Source organism: Bacteroides caecicola (assembly GCF_023337095.1).
In the GTDB taxonomy this organism is placed as follows: Bacteria; Bacteroidota; Bacteroidia; order Bacteroidales; family Bacteroidaceae; genus Phocaeicola; species Phocaeicola gallinarum.
On sequence record NZ_JAMBLM010000009.1, the window covers coordinates 12,548 to 30,940 of the forward strand.

Here is an 18,393-nt window from a genome sequence, read left to right on the forward strand (position 1 = left end):
CTATACAAAGATAGAGATTAATCCGGATTAATTTCCCATATTTGTTTAGGAAATCTAATGATTATGGAATTAATTGGAACGCTATCTCAGTTGGTAAACGCTCTGCGCTCGCGCGAAATTCGTAGGCGGGTAGCGGTAGTTTGTCCCAACGACCCACATACAGAATACGTAATAATAAGAAGTCTGCGCGAAGAAATAGCCGAATATCTGTTAGTAACTGATGTTGCACACCGGGAAGCCGCTTATCATATCCGTTCGGCATCGCCCGACTTTGTACGGATTTACGAGACCGCTACCCCCGACGAAGCAGCTGCATACGCCGTACAATTAGTACGCATGGGCGAAGCAGATATTCTGATGAAAGGTCTTATCAATACCGATAACCTGCTGCGTGCCGTATTGAAAAAAGAAGATGGACTATTGCCTGCGGGAAGCGTGCTGAGCCATGTAACCGTAGCTCAAATTCCGTTATACCATAAATTGCTTTTCTTTTCGGATGCGGCGGTAATTCCACGCCCCACGCTGGAGCAATATCGCTCCATGATAGCCAATGACATTGCACTGTGTAAAAAGTTAGGCTGCGAAGAACCCCGTATCGCATTGATTCATTGCACGGAAAAAATCAATGAAAAATTTCCTCACACGCTGAGTTATGTGGAGTTGAAAAAGGAAGCCGAAGAAGGCAAATTCGGCAATGTATTTATTGACGGGCCAATGGATGCCAAAACAGCGTGTGACAAACACAGCGGAGAAATCAAAGGGTTGTCATCGCCCGTAGTGGGAAATGCGGATGTATTGATTTTCCCGAACATCGAATCGGGAAACACTTTTTATAAGACGCTCTCGCTTTTCGGCGATGCGAATATGGCAGGAATGCTGACCGGAACCATCGCTCCCGTAGTTGTTCCTTCACGCAGCGATTCGGGCAACTCAAAATATTACAGTTTGGCATTGGCTTGCTTGGCAAGCACTCAAAATGATTAAAATCTATTTATGAAAAAGATACTTGTAATTAATCCGGGATCAACTTCGACCAAACTTGCTGTTTATGAAGACGACAAGCAGGTGTGGCGCGAAAGTATTTATCACTCTACGGAAGATTTGGCACACTTCCACCACATCAATGAACAATATGAATACCGCCGTACGCATACGCTTGAAGCATTAGAGAAATCAAATATCGCTTTAAAATTTGATGCTGTCATTGCTCGCGGGGGAATGTTGAAGCCTACGCCGGGGGGTGTATATCGTATTAACGAACGTATCAAGCATGACCTTTGGCATTCGACAATGGAACATGCTTCAAACCTTGCGGCATGGATTGCCGACGACATAGCTTCTGCCGTAGGATGTCCGTCGTTCATTGCCGATCCGGTAGTGACTGATGAATTGCGTGATATTGCCCGCCTGACGGGAATCCCTGAAATACCGCGCATTTCCGTATTTCATGCTTTAAACAGCCGGGCGGTTTCCCGTCGGTATGCTGCCCGAATCGGACGGAAATACGAGGACATGAACCTCATTGTTGCTCATTTAGGAGGCGGAATTTCTGTCAGTGCGCATCATTACGGAAAGGTAGTAGATGTTAACAATGCACTGAACGGAGAGGGTCCGTTTAGTCCCGAACGTGCGGGAACTATTCCTGCACGCCAATTAGTTGACCTGTGTTTCAGCGGGAAATATACGCATAAGGAACTTTGTAAGATGCTGAACGGACGCGGAGGACTGGTGGCACACTTGGGTACGACCGATGTTCCTACCATCATCCGATGGGCACATGCCGGAGACAAAAAGCATAAACTTATTATCGAATCCATGCTTTACACTGTTGCCAAACAGGTTGGAGCCATGCACGTTGCGCTTCATGCACAGACCGATGCCATTATTCTGACCGGAGGCATTGCCCACAATGAATATTGTGTAAGCACCTTGCGCGAATGGTTGGAAAGCATAGCGCCTATCGTTGTAATGCCGGGAGAAGATGAAATGGGAGCATTGGCTATGAATGCACTTGGCGCATTAAATAACGAACTTCCTTTACAGGAATACTGATTTTTCCTGCAAACCAATCTTTTATACACAAAATCTGCCCGTACTGTAATAGATGCGGGCAGATTTTGTAACAGATTCTATTCAATCATTCATTCAGGAAAGTAACCGGCTGACGTTTTTCCGCATCCAACGGTACTACTTTATAGTGTACTTGTGAGAAGTCTATTTTCTTTAAATCGATTCCCCGAATAGCACTGTTATACATTGTGCGGTAATAAATTACACGGTTTGTTATGTCGGTAGCCGAAGTCCATTGGGTAGCACTTGGGATATTTGCCGGGATTTTACCGTCGGCAAACTCTATACCTACCGGAATATCAAAGTTGTTTAATATCTGGAAGCCTTGAAGTACAGCGTCTGCACCAGTATCTTGTGTCGGAGCCGTCGACTGGTAGAAAGCAGCACGTACAAAGCGCGAAGGGGGAGTCACATCGCCGGGAATACCTAAAAACCCGCTGCCTGCTCCGAAGGATTTCAATTTCATCGTTCCCAGCTGTTGTCCGTCTGCACTACCGGGATACAAGTTTACGTAATTGTTCAGATTGGTCAACTGCCAATCAAAGCCCGGAGAATTGGTAAGTACGCCCAGTTCGTTTTCGTAAAAACAGAGTTTGCCGTCTACTATCTCTAATACGATTTGCCGTCCCGAAGGGTCTGCAAACCGCCAGTGTACGGTAGATGCCCGCGGGTCGACGGCTATTACCTGCACTTCCTTCAACGCTTGCTTTACCTCATCCACTGTTTTACAAGTAGCAAGCACAAACGACACTACCTGCAAGTCTGCCACACTCGTGGCTTTCAGTGACGGATTAAACGATTCGTAAGCTCCGTAACCGGGAAAATAAAACAGTCCGGCAGACAGTCCCGCTTCGTTCAGTCCTTCGGCAACAAATTCTTTTTGTTCTACGGCTAATCCTACATACCCGTAACGAGCTTTAAATTTCATTCCGTTTACGCCCTGAGGTGTGTACGATTGCTGTTCAAAACCTCTCGGAACAATGACATAGCGACTGTTTAAATCGCTTCCACCCCACTCGATGGTGCGCGCCACTACCCGAGAACTATCTTTTGCTACCAGCGTTATGCCTGTACATGCTTCTGCGTTTCCTGCAAACAATAAACTCAACGACAAACATGCCGTAAGCAATAATCTGTTTCTTATATTCATATATTTTCCGTTTAAAGATTTAACAAACACAGAAGTTACAATGTTTAGAAACTGTCGTACATTTGTACGTTTAGAGCCTGTTTAAGTTTCTTAAAAGGCTGTACGGAATTTGCGTAACTCCGCACGCAGACGAAGCGATTGTCCTTCAGTGAAACTATCAAGCAGCTCCCAAAACCGAGGACCGTGATTCATCTCTTTGGTATGGGCAAGTTCGTGAAGAATGACATAATCCATCAAATGGGCGGGAACCAACATCAAATAACACGAAAGGCTGATGGTACGTGTACCCGAACAGCTTCCCCAGCGTGAGCGTGCTCCTGTTATCCGTACTTTATTATAAGTAAGTCTGAAACGTTCAGCCCATGTAGCAAGCAAGGAAGGCAGATAGCTTTCTGCCGCACGTTTCAAGGCACGGATAATCGCATTGCGCAGCAGCAGTTGTATGTCAGGAAGAGCGAAATCCGTACCCGGCGGACAGTATATCACCATCCCTTCTTCTGTATGACGGATAGTAAAACATTTCCATGAGCCGGGAGCCAAAGAAAGCCGGAAACATTCGGCTTGGATACGGTAATCAAAATCAATCCGTTTGGGTTTCACCTGAAGATATTGTTCCAACAAGCGCGCTCTGAACGGACGCAACGCTTCGAGTACAGCTTCCGTACGGCTTCGCGGAGGAACAGTCAGATACAATCCGTCCGGCTTGACACGCATTGTAATGTTACGGGCTCCGCGCCGGGAACGCAATACGATTTGCCCGAAATCGTCGTCTGCTATGATTCGCTTCGTAGCCATGACATCAAAATGAAAGAAATTCTAATACATATACCGGCGTAGTCTCTCCATCCACGGTTTTCTCACCGTCGCCCTGATGATTTTCCTGTACAAAAAGATGCAGTTTCTTCTGTTTTTTCCACAACTCCGTGTCTAAATTCGGTTCCCACGCATCCACTGAAAAGTCGGTCAAATCCCGTACCTCCCACTCACCTCGGCTCAAATCATCCGTACTGGCTATCGAGACCTTACCGCCTCGCTCCGCATCACGGAATATGAAATATGCTTTTCCCTCGTTTACCACAATGCGCGGACGAGAAATGGGAATCATTTTCGTACCGCCTCCTGCCAGAGAAAACGGAAGTTTCCGATCTGTAATCCGACTGTGATGCCATGCTTTTCCGTCGTTCCACACCAAACGATATTGCGGAACCTTGCTTCCCTTATCCCTCCAGTACGTAACGATATACGGATTTCCCTCTGCATCCGTACTCATGCTGGTTTGATTGATTAACTCGCTGTTTTGAGGAATGCGGCAGGCATATTCGGCATTGTCAAGACGGATGGGAAGTGTATATTTCCTGCCCGAAGACGTATACCATGTTTTTCCTTCGTCGGAAGAACGCGCATAACACAAATCATGATTGGTTTCAACCAACCACGTTTCACGCCACACCCACGAAAGATGAATTGTCCCCTTTTCATCAACATACAGTTGCCAGTAAGCGTTCCGCTGATTCTCGCCGTCTATCAACACGTCTTGCACGCGGCTCCACTCGCGTGTCTTCACATCATACCGGTTCATCACCAGATTACCGCGTCCGGAAGCTCCCGAACGATAGACAAACAGCAGATTACCGTCTGCAAAACGATAAAATTCCGGATACGTAACATCGGCTTCATCACGCCCTATCATCGGTTCTTTATCTCCCAACGTCAAGCTGCCCGGCGAGATGCTTCGACAATAATTCAGTGCATTGCCGTGATGGTCGAAAGCCACGTGCAGATACCCCTCGCCGTCTACCATCATGCTGATTACGTTATGCGCATCGGCTACGTTTCCCTGATACGGAGTGCGTTGCAGCGTCCATTCCGAAGTTCCCAACTGCCGTTTTCCCAACACTACATATCCTTCGCCATCGTAATAAGATATGTATTGCGTATCGCCGTCGGTAACAAGTGCATTATTCCGAAACACAGCCGTATTAACCGAAGTTTTGCTATATCCATCGCCTACTTCAATCAAACGCTGAGCTGAGAGAGAAAAAGGAAAAATCAGCCCTACGATATATAAAAGGAAAACATGTTTCATACGATTCTAATCTATACGGTTCTTTTACAAAAGTAGGTAAAATTCACAGAATAACCTTGCTGTCACGCTGAAAATAAAGCCCGAAACGCTACGGGTAGCGTTACTTGTTCCATGCGGTAGAGTTGACCATTTCTATTCGAAAGACCGCCCGGTTCTACCGTTAGAATTTTTCAGACTTCCGATCGAAACGTAATAGTCTTAAAATAAGCTCTTTGTAAAATTGATACATCGGATGAATTTACCTACTTAAAGTACGGACATAAAAAAAGGAGTACCGCTGTACTCCAACCTTTTGTTAACCTTAAATCTAATACTATGAAAAACACAGTACAAAGATACGGACTTTTGATTACAGTGCAAATAAATCCGCTTCAAAACCGTGTTTTATAACATGTTTTAAATATTACAAACCTAATTTTTCAGATATTTCCAGCATCCTCCGAATCGGGCAGACAGCTTTTTGGGCAATGTCTTTATCGACCACTACTTCCGGCCATTCGTATTTCAGCGTATTATAAAGTTTTTTCAACGTGTTCAGACGCATGAAATTACATTCGTTGCAAGCACAGGTACTGTCTTCGGGCGGAACCGGTATGAAATTCTTCTGCGGACACTTTTTGCGCATTTCAAACAAAATACCGCTTTCCGTAGCCACAATAAAATCTTTCTTGCTGCTTGCCATAGCGTGTTTCAGCAGACCTGCCGTCGATGCTACCTTGTCGGCAAGTTTGGCCACCGCTCCTTTGCATTCGGGATGAACCAATACATCGGCATCGGGGTACTGCTCTTTCAGTTGCAGAATCTTCTCGACCGAAAATTTTTCATGCACATGGCAGGCACCATCCCACAGCAACATGCTCCGTCCCGTAATCGAATTGATATAATTTCCCAGATTCTTATCCGGACCGAAAATAATCTTCTGATCTTCCGGAAAACTCTCTACGATTTGTTTTGCATTGGTAGACGTTACCACCACGTCGGTCAATGCTTTTACTGCTGCACTGGTATTTACGTACGAAATAACCGTATGGCCGGGATGCTCTTCGATAAAACGTGCAAACTTATCGTCGGGACAACTATCCGCCAACGAACAACCGGCATTCAAGTCGGGAATCAACACTTTCTTGTCGGGACACAAAATCTTTGCCGTTTCACCCATAAAGTGAACCCCGCACATCACAATAATACTTGCATCCGTCTTGGCAGCCCACTGCGCCAAAGCCAGACTGTCGCCGATGAAATCGGCTATCTCCTGAATTTCGTCGGCTTGGTAGTAGTGCCCCAATACCACCGCATTCTTTTCTTTCTTCAGTCGGGATATTTCCGCTTTCAAATCGATACCCTCTTCTACCGGTTCATCGACATATCCCTTTTTCAACCATTCTTCTTTTTTCATTATTAGATTATATTTTTTCTTCTTTTTAAAAGAAATCTATGATACTAATGATTGCCTGTTAATGATGTTAGTAAAAAACATCCGTATTCTTTGCTTTTTCTGTTATGAATAATAAGCCTTGAGATATTAATCTTTAATAAACACTCTTACTATCTGATAATATTGTTTTTACTATCATTATTAACAATTAGTTGATAACCGCACAAAGTTAAAAACTTTCTGTTTACACTCTTTCTTTTTTGCTTCAAAAATCTGTTTAAACCCGTGATGAAACTTTTTTGCTAACTTTTTTGGTAAGTTGATTATGAAGCAGGTATAATGCTTTTATCGGATAATGCAAGAAATAGTTTTCATTTTCTTTGCGCTTGTTTTTTACACCTTTTCAACCGTTTTCCACAGGGTTATTAATATACTTCGCTATCTTTGTCGGCAGAAACGGATTTTAATGATTGTATGTCGGAATTAAGAAAACTCAAGGTAACGGAAATGAACCGCTTGACGGCGGAAGAGTTTAAGGAAGCCGAAAAACTTCCTTTGATAGTGGTATTAGACGAAGTGCGCAGCCTACATAATATAGGAGCCGTGTTCCGTACTTCAGACGCTTTCCTGATACAAAGCATCTACCTGTGTGGAATTACAGCCACTCCCCCGCATCCGGAAATGCACAAAACCGCACTGGGAGCTGAATATACCGTAGACTGGCATTATTTCAAACATACTCAAGAAGCTGTGCGCCAGTTGCATGAAGACGGATATACGGTGTTAGCCATTGAGCAATGCGAAGGCAGCACGATGCTGGATAAACTGAATTTAGAACCCGGGAAAAAATATGCCGTAGTATTGGGCAACGAAGTAAAAGGAGTGCAGCAGGAGGTGGTAAACCAATGCGACGGATGTATCGAAATCCCTCAATACGGAACCAAACATTCGCTGAACGTATCGGTTACGGCAGGCATTGTATTGTGGGAGTTTGCAAATAAACTAATCGGATTCCGTAGCTGATAAGTGTGTTGATAACTTGTTAATTGGTTTATGATAAGGAAGTTATAACTGTCCGTTTTCTACCAATGTAGCTACCCGTTCTATCATCCGGTCTTCATCTTCCGGATGATATTCTTTTTTCAGGCTCGCTCCGAAGAGAGCCGCAAATGTTTGATAAAATCCCGCTTTAAAAGGTCCCATGAAGGCTTTCACTAACTGAAAAGAAGACTGGTTGCATTCTCGGTTAACCAACTTTATCAACAACTTGCCCTGTGCGAATGTCAATTTCTTCATTTTAGGCATATATTGCTTCTTTAAGCCCTTCTCTACCGCCTTGATGTGTTGTTCGCGTGCTTTATCATCAGGCAATGTTTCTAAATACTCGTATGTTTCGATAACGGCACGCCTTACCTCTTTTGCCAAAGGAAGTGTCTTTTTCACATCGCGCACCAGTTTATTGTAATATCTTCTTTCCCTTTTGTTTTTAAATTTCAGCTCAGGGTATATATAAACCGTTCTTAACGTTATATGAGGTATAGTATCTCCATTATATACGTAGGCAGGAACTCTGTAATAAGTCTTTCCTTCATGCGTTGGAGATTGCTGTTGCGCGTTTGCCTTTACTAAGAAAGCAACGAGAAACAAGAGGATTATGCAGATACCTTTTTTCATCTTCGCAAAAATAGAAATAATAATGGTTGGATGGTGATTTGCTATGAATATTTAACGTATAAACGGATGTTGACAATAATATAAACAGTATGTTGAAAAGTATAATTATCTTTTGGATATTAAGTAATTGTGTGTTGACAACCTTGTTGGCTCAATCTGAAGTAACGGCTTGGGAAACGTATGTAGATAATGAAAAGGATTTGGCTTACTGGCAAGAACATTATGAAGAACTGAGTGAACTGGCTGAACATCCTTTTAACATCAATACGGTTACTAAAGAACAGCTTGAACAGCTTCCGTTTTTATCCGACAGACTTATTGAAAACATCTTGTATTACGTATATAAGTATAATCCGATAAAAAGTGAAAACGAGTTATGGGGAATAGAAGGAATGGATTATCAGACACAGAATTTATTGCGGCAGTTTATTTATGTAGGAGAAACTACCGAAAATAAACAGAAGTTGACCTTGAAGAATCTGTTGAAATATAACAAACAAGAGTTATTAACACGTATTGATATCCCATTAAACAAGAAAGCAGGATATGCGCCTTATCCTCCGGAAGAACTTGCAGAAAGCCCAAACAAGAAATATTATGGCGATGCGTTTTATCATAACCTTCGGTATAGGTTTCAGTATCGTAATCAAGTGTTTATAGGATTTACGGCTGAAAAAGATGCAGGCGAACCATTCTTTAAGTTGTATAATCGGAAAGGATATGACTTTTATTCGGCATACGTGTTTTTACAGGATATAAAGCAGTTGAAAACATTGGTGGCAGGAAATTATAAAGTAAGCTTTGGTTATGGATTGGTTATGAACACCGGATTCAGTTTTGGAAAGTCAGGAAATAGAAACAATATCCACAGATACGGAAGCGGTATCGGTAAATATACTTCCGTGAATGAAGCTAACTACCTGCAAGGCATCGGAGCAACTTACCGCTTATCTGCGAAATGGAATTTATCGGCTTGGTATTCTTTCCGAAACCAAGATGCTCGTGTGGATAATCTGTTTATAAACTCGTTGAAAACGGATGGATATCATCGGTTGAAATCAGATATAGATAAAAAGAATACTATTAGTAATCATTTGGTAGGCAGTAATTTAACTTATAATGGCAAATATGTTGAATACGGATTAACTGCTGTTTATAATATTTTTAACATGCCATTAAATCCCGACTTTCGTCCGTATAATCGTTACTATCCTCGCGGTAGGGATTTTTATAATATGGGGATATTCTACAAATTCTTTTTCCACAAATTTATTTTTTCCGGCGAAACGGCTATCGACAAGCAAGGAAGTTTAGCTACACTGTCAGCTTTAAGTTATTCACCATCGGTTAATACTGTTTTTACACTTATCAACCGTTATTACGATAAGCGTTATCAGTCGATTTATGCAAATGCTTTTTCCGAGAATTCAAGAATTCAAAATGAAGCGGGTACTTATATCGGATTGGAAACCAATTTATTTAGTCGGGTTAAACTATTATGTTATGCCGATTTTTTTTATTTCCCTTATCGGAAATATCAAGTAGATAAAGATAAAACCGTAGGAATGGAAGGAGTATTTCAACTGAGTTATTCACCGGTAAATTCACTGTCAATGTTAATAAAATACGGTTATAAGAATAAAGCGAAAAACTATACATCGCCTTCTGATTCCAAGTATGTGATACCTGATATACGCCAGCGTTTACACTATCAACTGACGTATTCGCCGAATGAACAAACCCTGTTGAAAACAGTGGTTGAATATGTTCATTCTTCTCGCTGGAAGCAGTCGGTTTCCCACGGACTGGCTTTGGGAGGTACGGTTAAAACGGGATGGAAACGATTTCCTGTTCAAGCTGTACTCAGTGGCGTTTGGTTTAAAACATCCGATTACAGTTCGCGTGTATATATGTACGAACCCGGTTTGCTGTATGCTTTTTCGATGACTTCGTTTTACGGGGAAGGTTTGCGGATGGCAGTCAATCTGCGTTATGCTGTTAACAAGCGGTTGATAATTCAGGCAAAGTGGGGCATGACAAACTATTCCGATCGCGATAAAATCGGTTCGGGTGCGGAAGAAATCATGGGAAATAAAAAGTATGATTTACAATTTCAAGCGCGGTTAAAATGGTAGCGGATGAATCTTTTAAAACTACCGCATGTTTACCTGAACTCATGCGGTAGTTTTATATGGTTTATGCGGTAGTTTTTTGAAACAGAAATGTACTATTCGGATGATAACCCACCGATGGTTGTGATTAATCATCCGTATGGGTTGTTTATTTCCGGGAAAAAGTATATTTTAGAGCTGTGTTAAGCGGTACGCTATGTTCCTCTTGACACAGCTTTTGTTTTTATACACAGAATAAGATGTCATGAGGAAATTTTATGTTTTGGTTGCGTTGTTTGGGATGTTGCTGACTTCGATGTCGGCACAAACATTTCAAGGTGAATTGTTATCGGAGTATGTCGATCCGCGTATCGGCTCTGAAGGGTTAGGGCGTGTGTTTGTCGGTCCTTCCTGTCCGTTCGGGATGGTGAAGCCCTCGCCCGACTGTACGGTTCATCCCAATAGCGGATGGTTGCCCATGCCTGAACAGGTCAACGGATTCGCGCAGGTACATGTTAGCGGAACAGGAGGCGGACCCAAGTATGGCAATGTGTTGATAACTCCTTTCGGGTCAGGGATGGACAGAACAGAACACATCGATTATCGGGAATACGAGAACATCCGGTTGGGATATTACGATACACGCTTTAAGCAGAGCGGTATTCGTACCGAGATAACTACTGCCATGCGAGCTTCTTTTTATCGTTTTACTTATCCTGCAGATTCTTTGAAATCGCTCGCCATCGATGCCGGATTCTTTTTGGGCGAAAGTCCTGTACCCGATGCCCGCGAAGCACAGCAATTCGTAGGGTCGGAGATTGAAATCCTTTCCGACCGGGAAGTGGCAGGTTATACACGCATACGAGGCGGGTGGAATAACGGACGTGCTTATACTGTGTATTTTTATGCTGAAACGGATAAACCGTTCGTCAAGTCGGCCACATGGAAAGGAGACCGCATTACGAATGATGCATATCAGTATGATTCGTACGAAAAAACAGGTGCGTTGCTGCGTTTTGCCGACTCGGATACGGTGGTACAAGTAAAAGTAGGTATTTCTTTTATCAGTTCACGCCGTGCTCAGGTAAACGCACATGCCAACATACCGCATTGGTCGTTTGAAACCGTACGCCGTGATTTGGTACGTCAGTGGGAACAACTGTTCCGTACCATCCAAATATCTCCCCGTACTCCCGAAGCACAGAAAAGGATGTTTTACACAGCCTTGTATCACACCATGTTGATGCCTGTCGACCGAACGGGTGAAAATCCGCTGTGGAACGACCCTGAACCTTATTACGATGATTTCTATGCTATTTGGGATACGTATCGTACTTCTTCTCCTCTGATTACGCTTATCGATCCGCAGCGGGAAGTAGATATCATACGCTCGTTGGTAAATATTTATAAACGAGACGGATATATGCCCGATGCCCGTAGCGGAAACTGCAACGGGCGGACGCAGGGCGGTTCGAACGCAGAAATCGTAATTGCCGATGCTTTCGTTAAAGGGCTGAGAGGGATAGATTATGAACAGGCACTGCAAGCCATGTTGAAAGATGCCACTGTTCCGCCCGGAGGCAATGAGGAAGCCGAAGGAAGAGGCGGTTTAGTGCCTTACAGAGAATTGGGATACATACCTTACGGGATTCCGCGTGCCGGAAACCGTACAATAGAATACTCATATTGCGATTACGCCATCGCTCAGGTAGCCCGCGGATTGGGTAAAGAAGACTTGTATCAGGAGTATCTGAAACAATCCGGCAACTGGAAAAACTTATGGCGCAGCGATTACGAACATGCCGGAGTAAAAGGATTTATCATGCCCCGCGATGCCGACGGAAACTGGCTCGACCAATTACCGTTCGGAAATTCAAAGTTGCAGAAACCTACGTTTACTTATACACCTGTTACGTTTGAAGGTCCGTGGTACACACCGTGGTGGGATATGTTTTTCTATGAAGCCAGTTCATGGGAGTATTCGCTCAGTATTCCGCACGATGTTCCGGGGCTGATAGCGCAATGCGGAGGCAGCGAAGCGTTTGAAAAACGTCTGGATATCTTTTTCGACGATGGCTTCTTCAATGTCAACAATGAGCCTTCATTCCTTACTCCTTGCCTCTACCATTGGATAGGGAAACCGTGGCGAAGCGGTGAACGTATCCGTCAAATCATCGCCGATAATTATAATGACACTCCGATGGGGTTGCCCGGTAATGACGATTCAGGTGCCATGTCTTCATGGTTGGCTTTCCACATGATAGGCTTGTACCCCAACGCCGGACAAGATTATTACCTTATCCATGCTCCGTTATTGGAGGAGACCACTTTCTATTTGAGCAACAGAAAGCAATTTAAAATCATAGCCCGGAACTTATCGGATACGAACTGTTATATTCAGTCTGTTACTCTCAACGGCAAAGATTATCCGTATTCGGCTTTGCGCCATAAAGACTTAATGGCTGGCGGTGAATTGGTGTTGGTTATGGGAGACCGTCCCGGAGCATGGGGAAACGAATTAGGGTTGAACAATTAAACAAAAAAGAATGATGAGAAAATATATTCTGTTATTATGGTTGGCAATGGGAGCAAGTATGGGTTGTTGGGCAGCGCAGAATGTGATGCCAGACACATTGCTGTTTGTTTTTAAGCTACACGGACAGACCCGGAAATATCAGATGGCATTTCATGAAAAGCAAGATACGCTATATCTGAACTGGAAGATTTTGCGTAACCTGCGCTGGCAGTCGGGCAGTTACATCACCACACCCGCAGGCAGAGAACAAGGCAGCAGCCTCTGTTTCCTTCAGCCCGAAGACGGAGTAAACTGTTTGTTGGTACCCGAAGAAACCGCGTATGTCTTGTCTCGCAAGGCTTATAAGGAATTGAAACAGCAAGGAATGTTTCAATTCAATAAAACAACCTACGTTTTAAAAGACAAAGAGAGCAAAGCGTTAGGTTTCCCGTTGCTTCATTGTGTAGACCAAAACGAAGGCGGAGAGATGTGGATATTGGATAACGAAGGTTTGCCCATCGTATGGCGGATGCAGAATAATCCATTGAATATTAACTGGCAGGTAGAGCATCCTTCGGCTGTATATACAAAACTCAAGTAATACGCTTTTTTATCGTATAAAGCAAACCAAAATCGCTGTTGTTTTTCAGAGAGCCGGAAACAACAGCGATTATCGTTTTATCCTTGTTTTGCCTTGAAAGCCAAAGCATACATTCGAATTTGCTTTACCATAGCCAGCAATCCGTTGCTGCGCGTGGGCGACAAATGTTCTTTTAAACCTATTTTTTCAATGAAATAAAGGTCGGAATTCAGTATCTCGTCCGGCGTGTGCCCCGACACCACCTTGATAAGCAAGGCAATGATGCCTTTTACTATCAGCGCGTCGCTCTCGGCTTGAAATACCACGTTTCCGTCTATGTAATCCGCCTGAAGCCATACGCGGCTTTGGCAACCGTCTATCAGGTTTTGTTCTGTTTTATATTTCGGGTCGAGCGGTTCTTGTTCGTTACCCAAGTCAATCAGCAACTGATATTTATCCATCCAGTCATCGAAGTCGCTGAACTCCTCGATAACTTCATCTTGTAATTCGTTTATCGTTTTCATTGTCAGATAGAATAAATTATTTTTCGTTATAAATGACTCCCATCACTGTTTGTCCTACAGCTTGGAGCGTTGATTTATCAATGTGCTCAAGATTATCGTTTAACGTATGCCATGTAGGATTGAAGCCGGTATTTCCTTCACTGTCGTAATGGATAATGTCTACGCATGGAAATTGTCGTAACTGGTTTACATACACGTGGTCGTCGGTAACCTCTCCTCCATCTTTCTTTATGAAGTAATTGCTGAATCCTAAACGTTCCGCCATCTTCCAGATTTTCTTCATGGCACGGTTTGCGGTACGGCTCGAATAACCTTCGTAATAGAAAGTTGCATTTTTTCCGCCTACCATGTCAAGCAGAATCCCGAAACGCGCCTTGTAGTCGGTAACGTGCGGAATGCGTCCCCAATATTGCGAACCCAAACACCACGTATCCTGTTTATAGCTGCCCTCGTAAAACTCCGGAATACCGTAATCTTCCGCATCGAAGAAAGCAATGTCTATCCCTATTGCGGGAGCTTGCATCTGAATCTGACGGGCAATTTCCAGCAATACGCCCACACCGCTTGCCCCATCATTAGCCCCATCTATCGCACGGTGGTGATTCTCTTCCTTGTCTTGGTCGGCATACGGGCGGCTGTCCCAATGTGCGCAAAGCAACACACGCTTCTTGTTTTCAGGATTATATACTCCCACGATATTCCGTGCTTTTAAAATCGTACCATCGTAAGCTATCAAGTCGGCAGACTGGTTATACACCTTTGCCCCGAATCTTTCAAGCTGTTTTGCCAGATAATCCCCACACGCTTTATGCGCCGGAGTATTTGGCACGCGCGGTCCGAAAGCTACCTGATCGGCTATATACTGATAAGCACTGTCGGAAGAAAAAGCAGGAGCTGTAATAATCGTTTCGTTTTCGGTCGTTTCTTCGCTTGAGCCACTGTCTTTCTTCGAACTGTTTCCGCAAGAAATCAGTGCTGTACCGGTGAGCAATACGGTAGTAACCAACGTGTTTCTTAAAAAATTCATGGCGTTCTGTCTATATAAATAAGTTAGCTTTGCCTGCAAAGGTAGTCAAATTTTTATATGAATGTTTGCAGTCGGTTAAATCTTTGATGCCGCTGTAAGAAATATTGGTGTTTTAACCTCTTGTTTCTGTCTCTTTTTCAGTATTTTATTTCATCATCAATGAATAAAGGCGTACTGACAGACGACAGAATGTTACCGCATGGATTTTTAGTTTCTTTTAATCGAGTTGGTATTTCATACTTTAAATAGCTTGTAAATTAATTCTACTTGTTTTGTATATTTATTAAATGGTCACTCTTTTTAAAATATTGTTATTTCGACAAGTGATTCAATTTTTTATATTAGATATTTGCATAAAATTTTATAATATTAATTGTAGTGGTATGAAATTGAACTATTGCTTGTCGTTTATTTTATTTTTTACGTTTTCATTGGCATTTGCAGCAGAACCTTTAGAGTATGAAATCATGGGAGCTGGAAGTGGTGCACAAGGTACATATTTGGTAAAGGTGTATGTTATTTCAAAGAAAAACAAACCCGATATAGATTTGCTGAAAAAATGTGCTGTTCATGGTGTATTATTTAAAGGATTCGCTGGGGAAAATTCTAGGCTTCGGCAAAAAGCGTTGGCGGGAAGCCCACTTGCAGAACAACAACATTCAGATTTTTTTGAACCTTTTTTTAGCGAAGAAGGGACTTATAAGAATTATGCAGATATGGTTACTTCACAATATGAAATTATAAAAATGGCTAAAAAGCAATATCGTATAGGTGCTACAATTTCGGTATTGAAAGACCAGTTGCGTAAAGATTTAGAACAAGCCGGAGTTATAAAATCATTAGGCGCAGGCTTTTAAAAGAATCAAATTAAATACATGGAATAATGAAAGCTAAGTTTTGTATAATCTGTTCAGTACTATTGATAAGTTTTATCATGAGTGGATGTAAGTCGCCATCGGTTCATGCTTTTTATACGTTTGATACAGAATGTATGGGCAATGAGATGGACGGCAGTGTGGTTCTTCGTGCATGGGGGCAAGGTTCTTCTCGTTCCGAGGCCATGGAGAAAGCGAAAAGACAAGCTGTATACGATGTGATATTTAGCGGAATACGTATTGGGCAATGTAATTTGAAACCATTAGTTTTTGAGGTGAATGCGAAAGAAAAGTATGAGAGCTATTTCAATGACTTTTTTCGTGATGGAGGCGAGTATGAAAAATTTTTGAAGATGGACGCAACCAAAATGGGTTCGGGCGTAAAGGCAGAAAGTAAAACACGTGATTCTTATGCTGTGGTAGTACGTGTGTTAAGAGCCAATTTGGAGAGAAAATTGATAACAGATAATATCATTAAAAAATAATGCAATATGAAATCATTTTTTTATAGTATTTTTTGTGTTTTCTTTTTTATAGGAAGTACAGCTTTAGCTCAAGTAAAGAAACCTACTATCATGGTAATTCCTGCCGATGCGTGGTGTTCGAATAATAACTACATGACATCTTATATGAATCAGGGAATAAAAAAAGATGTTCCCGATTATAAAGCGGCTTTGCAAAATGATATTGATTTGTTAAATGTCATTACAAAAATCGGTGAACTGATGGCAGAACGAGGATTTCCGTTGAAAGATTTGTCTTCTACTATTCGCGATTTGGAACAATCTGCTGCCGAAAATGAAATGTTAACCAGCTCAACATCGGGTGCTTTGCTTGCCGAAACCCCTTATGAAAAATTGTTGAATCGTGCTAAAGCAGACATTCTGATAGAATTGGTTTGGAAAATTAATACAACGGGACCAAAACGTTCGGTTACATATACACTGCGTGGTATAGATGCCTATACTAATAAGCAGGTTGCTGCTGCTACCGGGACAGGAGAACCCTCTTTGTCTGCCGAGACTCCGGTTTTGTTGGAAGAAGCGGTATTGAACAACATGGATAATTTCGCTTCACAACTGCAAGCTCATTTTGACGATTTAATGGTTAACGGGCGTGAGGTAACGGTAGAAGTGCAAGTGTTTGATAATGGTTTGGGAACAAATTTGGAATCTGAGTTTGACGGTGAGATGTTGACAGATATCATAGACGAATGGATGTATAACAACACGATGGAACACCGTTATAACTTGTCGGATGCAACAGAGAACCACATGTTGCTTGAACAAGTCCGTATTCCTTTGTATAATGAAAAAGGGAGACCTATGGACACACGTAATTTTGCTAATGATTTGAGACGTTTTCTTCGTAAGGCTCCGTATAATGTGGAATGTAAATTGTTGACTAAAGGGCTTGGCAAAGCTATATTGGTAATTGGTGAAAAATAATATAAAACGATGTAGTATGAAAGCTATTTTATCATTCGTCTTGCTTTCTTGTTTAGGGATTATACATCTTTTTGCACAAGATTGTGAAATACACTTGATGGCTGTGGCGCTTAGTGAAAAAGGTGGTGCCCCGGCCGCTGCCAATAAATATTTGGTGAATAAATTATGTTCGGCTGTAACCAGTGACGGAATCAGTGCGTCGGGTGATTATTCTCAATTCTTTGTTGCAGCTAAAGCGTTGCCTATTTATGAAGAAGTTGTTCCCGGTGCTCCAGTTAGAACAGCTTTGACTTTATCGTTAAATCTTTATATTGGTGATGATTGGGGAGAAAAAATATTCAGTCATACATCAATGGAAATCCGTGGAGTGGGCGAAAGTCGTGAGCGTGCCTATTTGAATGCTTTTCGGTCATTAAACAAAAATAACGCTGAAATAGTGGCGTTCCTTTCCGAGGGGAAAAAACACATCTTGGATTATTATAACACAGAATATAGAAATATATTGAAAGAAGCCGAACGTGCTGTTCAATTACGTAATCATGAGCGTGCTTTGTTTTTATTGACAGCAGTGCCCACATGTTGTGAAGGTTATAATATGGTATCAGATAAATTAGAAGAGGTTTATCGTAAGTATATTAACTATAATTGTGACCGTTTATTGATGGAGGCTCGTACGGCATGGGCTGCACATCCTGATAAATATGGAGCAAAACAGGTGGGAGAAATCTTGAATCAGTTAGAACCCGATGCGTCATGTTATGATGAAGCCATGTCGCTTTACAAAGAAGTAAAAGCTAAAGTGAAAGATGATTGGGATTTCCAAATGCGTCAAAAATATAATGACCAGATAGAAATCCGTAAACAAATCATTGAAGCAGCACGGGCAGTAGGTACAGCTTACGGGAAAGGTCAGCAGCCTAAAACCACAAATATTTTATGGATGAAATAAATGTTTTAA

At 42.3% G+C, this 18,393-nt stretch carries 17 protein-coding genes; 10 read left to right on the plus strand and 7 right to left on the minus strand.

The window, feature by feature from the left end:
* Positions 1-63 precede the first annotated feature (63 nt).
* Both M3085_RS09885 and buk read left to right on the plus strand, forming a co-directional pair.
* Complete coding sequence (locus M3085_RS09885) at positions 64-984, plus strand: phosphate acyltransferase (protein ID WP_191710113.1); 921 nt, start codon at positions 64-66, stop codon at positions 982-984.
* 9 nt (positions 985-993) lie between these two features.
* Positions 994-2,052, plus strand: a complete 1,059-nt coding sequence (buk, locus tag M3085_RS09890; protein ID WP_249052920.1) for a butyrate kinase — start codon at positions 994-996, stop codon at positions 2,050-2,052.
* Positions 2,053-2,137: 85 nt separating this feature from the next.
* On the opposite strand, the gene M3085_RS09895 is transcribed toward buk, so the two are convergent.
* The 4 genes from M3085_RS09895 to nadA form a co-directional block, all read right to left on the minus strand.
* Positions 2,138-3,214 carry a linear amide C-N hydrolase gene (locus M3085_RS09895; RefSeq protein ID WP_410554584.1) on the minus strand — a complete coding sequence of 359 codons (1,077 nt, stop codon included), beginning with the start codon at positions 3,212-3,214 and terminating at the stop codon, positions 2,138-2,140.
* Between the two features lie 96 nt (positions 3,215-3,310).
* Positions 3,311-4,015: a M48 family metallopeptidase gene (locus M3085_RS09900; RefSeq protein ID WP_249052922.1), complete on the minus strand. Its 705-nt coding sequence runs from the start codon at positions 4,013-4,015 to the stop codon at positions 3,311-3,313.
* Between the two features lie 4 nt (positions 4,016-4,019).
* Complete coding sequence (locus M3085_RS09905; protein WP_249052923.1) at positions 4,020-5,306, minus strand: BNR repeat-containing protein; 1,287 nt, start codon at positions 5,304-5,306, stop codon at positions 4,020-4,022.
* Between the two features lie 403 nt (positions 5,307-5,709).
* The gene (gene nadA, locus M3085_RS09910) at positions 5,710-6,702 is read right to left on the minus strand and encodes a quinolinate synthase NadA (RefSeq protein ID WP_249052924.1); all 993 of its coding nucleotides are present in this window, start codon (positions 6,700-6,702) and stop codon (positions 5,710-5,712) included.
* 453 nt (positions 6,703-7,155) lie between these two features.
* Between nadA and M3085_RS09915 the strand changes: the two genes are divergently transcribed.
* Positions 7,156-7,704 (plus strand): RNA methyltransferase, encoded by a 549-nt coding sequence (locus M3085_RS09915; RefSeq protein ID WP_178255579.1) that lies wholly within the window; start codon positions 7,156-7,158, stop codon positions 7,702-7,704.
* A gap of 42 nt (positions 7,705-7,746) precedes the next feature.
* Here the strand turns inward: M3085_RS09915 and M3085_RS09920 are convergent, their stop codons facing one another.
* Entirely contained in the window at positions 7,747-8,355 is a 609-nt protein-coding gene (locus M3085_RS09920) for a DUF4294 domain-containing protein (RefSeq protein WP_178255580.1), read from the minus strand.
* A gap of 89 nt (positions 8,356-8,444) precedes the next feature.
* On the opposite strand from M3085_RS09920, the gene M3085_RS09925 reads away from it, so the two are divergent.
* The 3 genes from M3085_RS09925 (at position 8,445) to M3085_RS09935 (ending at position 13,582) form a co-directional block, all read left to right on the plus strand.
* Entirely contained in the window at positions 8,445-10,490 is a 2,046-nt protein-coding gene (locus tag M3085_RS09925; RefSeq protein WP_249052925.1) for a helix-hairpin-helix domain-containing protein, read from the plus strand.
* Positions 10,491-10,731: 241 nt separating this feature from the next.
* Positions 10,732-13,002, plus strand: coding sequence for a GH92 family glycosyl hydrolase (locus M3085_RS09930; protein ID WP_262921563.1), 2,271 nt, complete (start codon positions 10,732-10,734; stop codon positions 13,000-13,002).
* Positions 13,003-13,012: 10 nt separating this feature from the next.
* Positions 13,013-13,582 (plus strand): hypothetical protein, encoded by a 570-nt coding sequence (locus M3085_RS09935; protein WP_249052926.1) that lies wholly within the window; start codon positions 13,013-13,015, stop codon positions 13,580-13,582.
* Positions 13,583-13,659: 77 nt separating this feature from the next.
* Here the strand turns inward: M3085_RS09935 and M3085_RS09940 are convergent, their stop codons facing one another.
* The gene (locus M3085_RS09940) at positions 13,660-14,085 is read right to left on the minus strand and encodes a SufE family protein (protein WP_178255584.1); all 426 of its coding nucleotides are present in this window, start codon (positions 14,083-14,085) and stop codon (positions 13,660-13,662) included.
* Between the two features lie 16 nt (positions 14,086-14,101).
* Positions 14,102-15,112, minus strand: a complete 1,011-nt coding sequence (locus M3085_RS09945) for a M20 family metallopeptidase (protein WP_249052927.1) — start codon at positions 15,110-15,112, stop codon at positions 14,102-14,104.
* 383 nt (positions 15,113-15,495) lie between these two features.
* Between M3085_RS09945 and M3085_RS09950 the strand changes: the two genes are divergently transcribed.
* The 4 genes from M3085_RS09950 (at position 15,496) to M3085_RS09965 (ending at position 18,384) form a co-directional block, all read left to right on the plus strand.
* Positions 15,496-15,969, plus strand: coding sequence for a hypothetical protein (locus tag M3085_RS09950; RefSeq protein WP_249052928.1), 474 nt, complete (start codon positions 15,496-15,498; stop codon positions 15,967-15,969).
* Positions 15,970-16,046: 77 nt separating this feature from the next.
* Positions 16,047-16,472: a hypothetical protein gene (locus tag M3085_RS09955; protein WP_249052929.1), complete on the plus strand. Its 426-nt coding sequence runs from the start codon at positions 16,047-16,049 to the stop codon at positions 16,470-16,472.
* A gap of 6 nt (positions 16,473-16,478) precedes the next feature.
* Complete coding sequence (locus tag M3085_RS09960) at positions 16,479-17,435, plus strand: DUF6175 family protein (protein ID WP_249052930.1); 957 nt, start codon at positions 16,479-16,481, stop codon at positions 17,433-17,435.
* 16 nt (positions 17,436-17,451) lie between these two features.
* A complete protein-coding gene (locus M3085_RS09965) occupies positions 17,452-18,384 on the plus strand; it encodes a hypothetical protein (RefSeq protein WP_249052931.1) in 933 nt (310 codons plus the stop codon).
* The last annotated feature ends 9 nt before the right edge of the window (positions 18,385-18,393 follow it).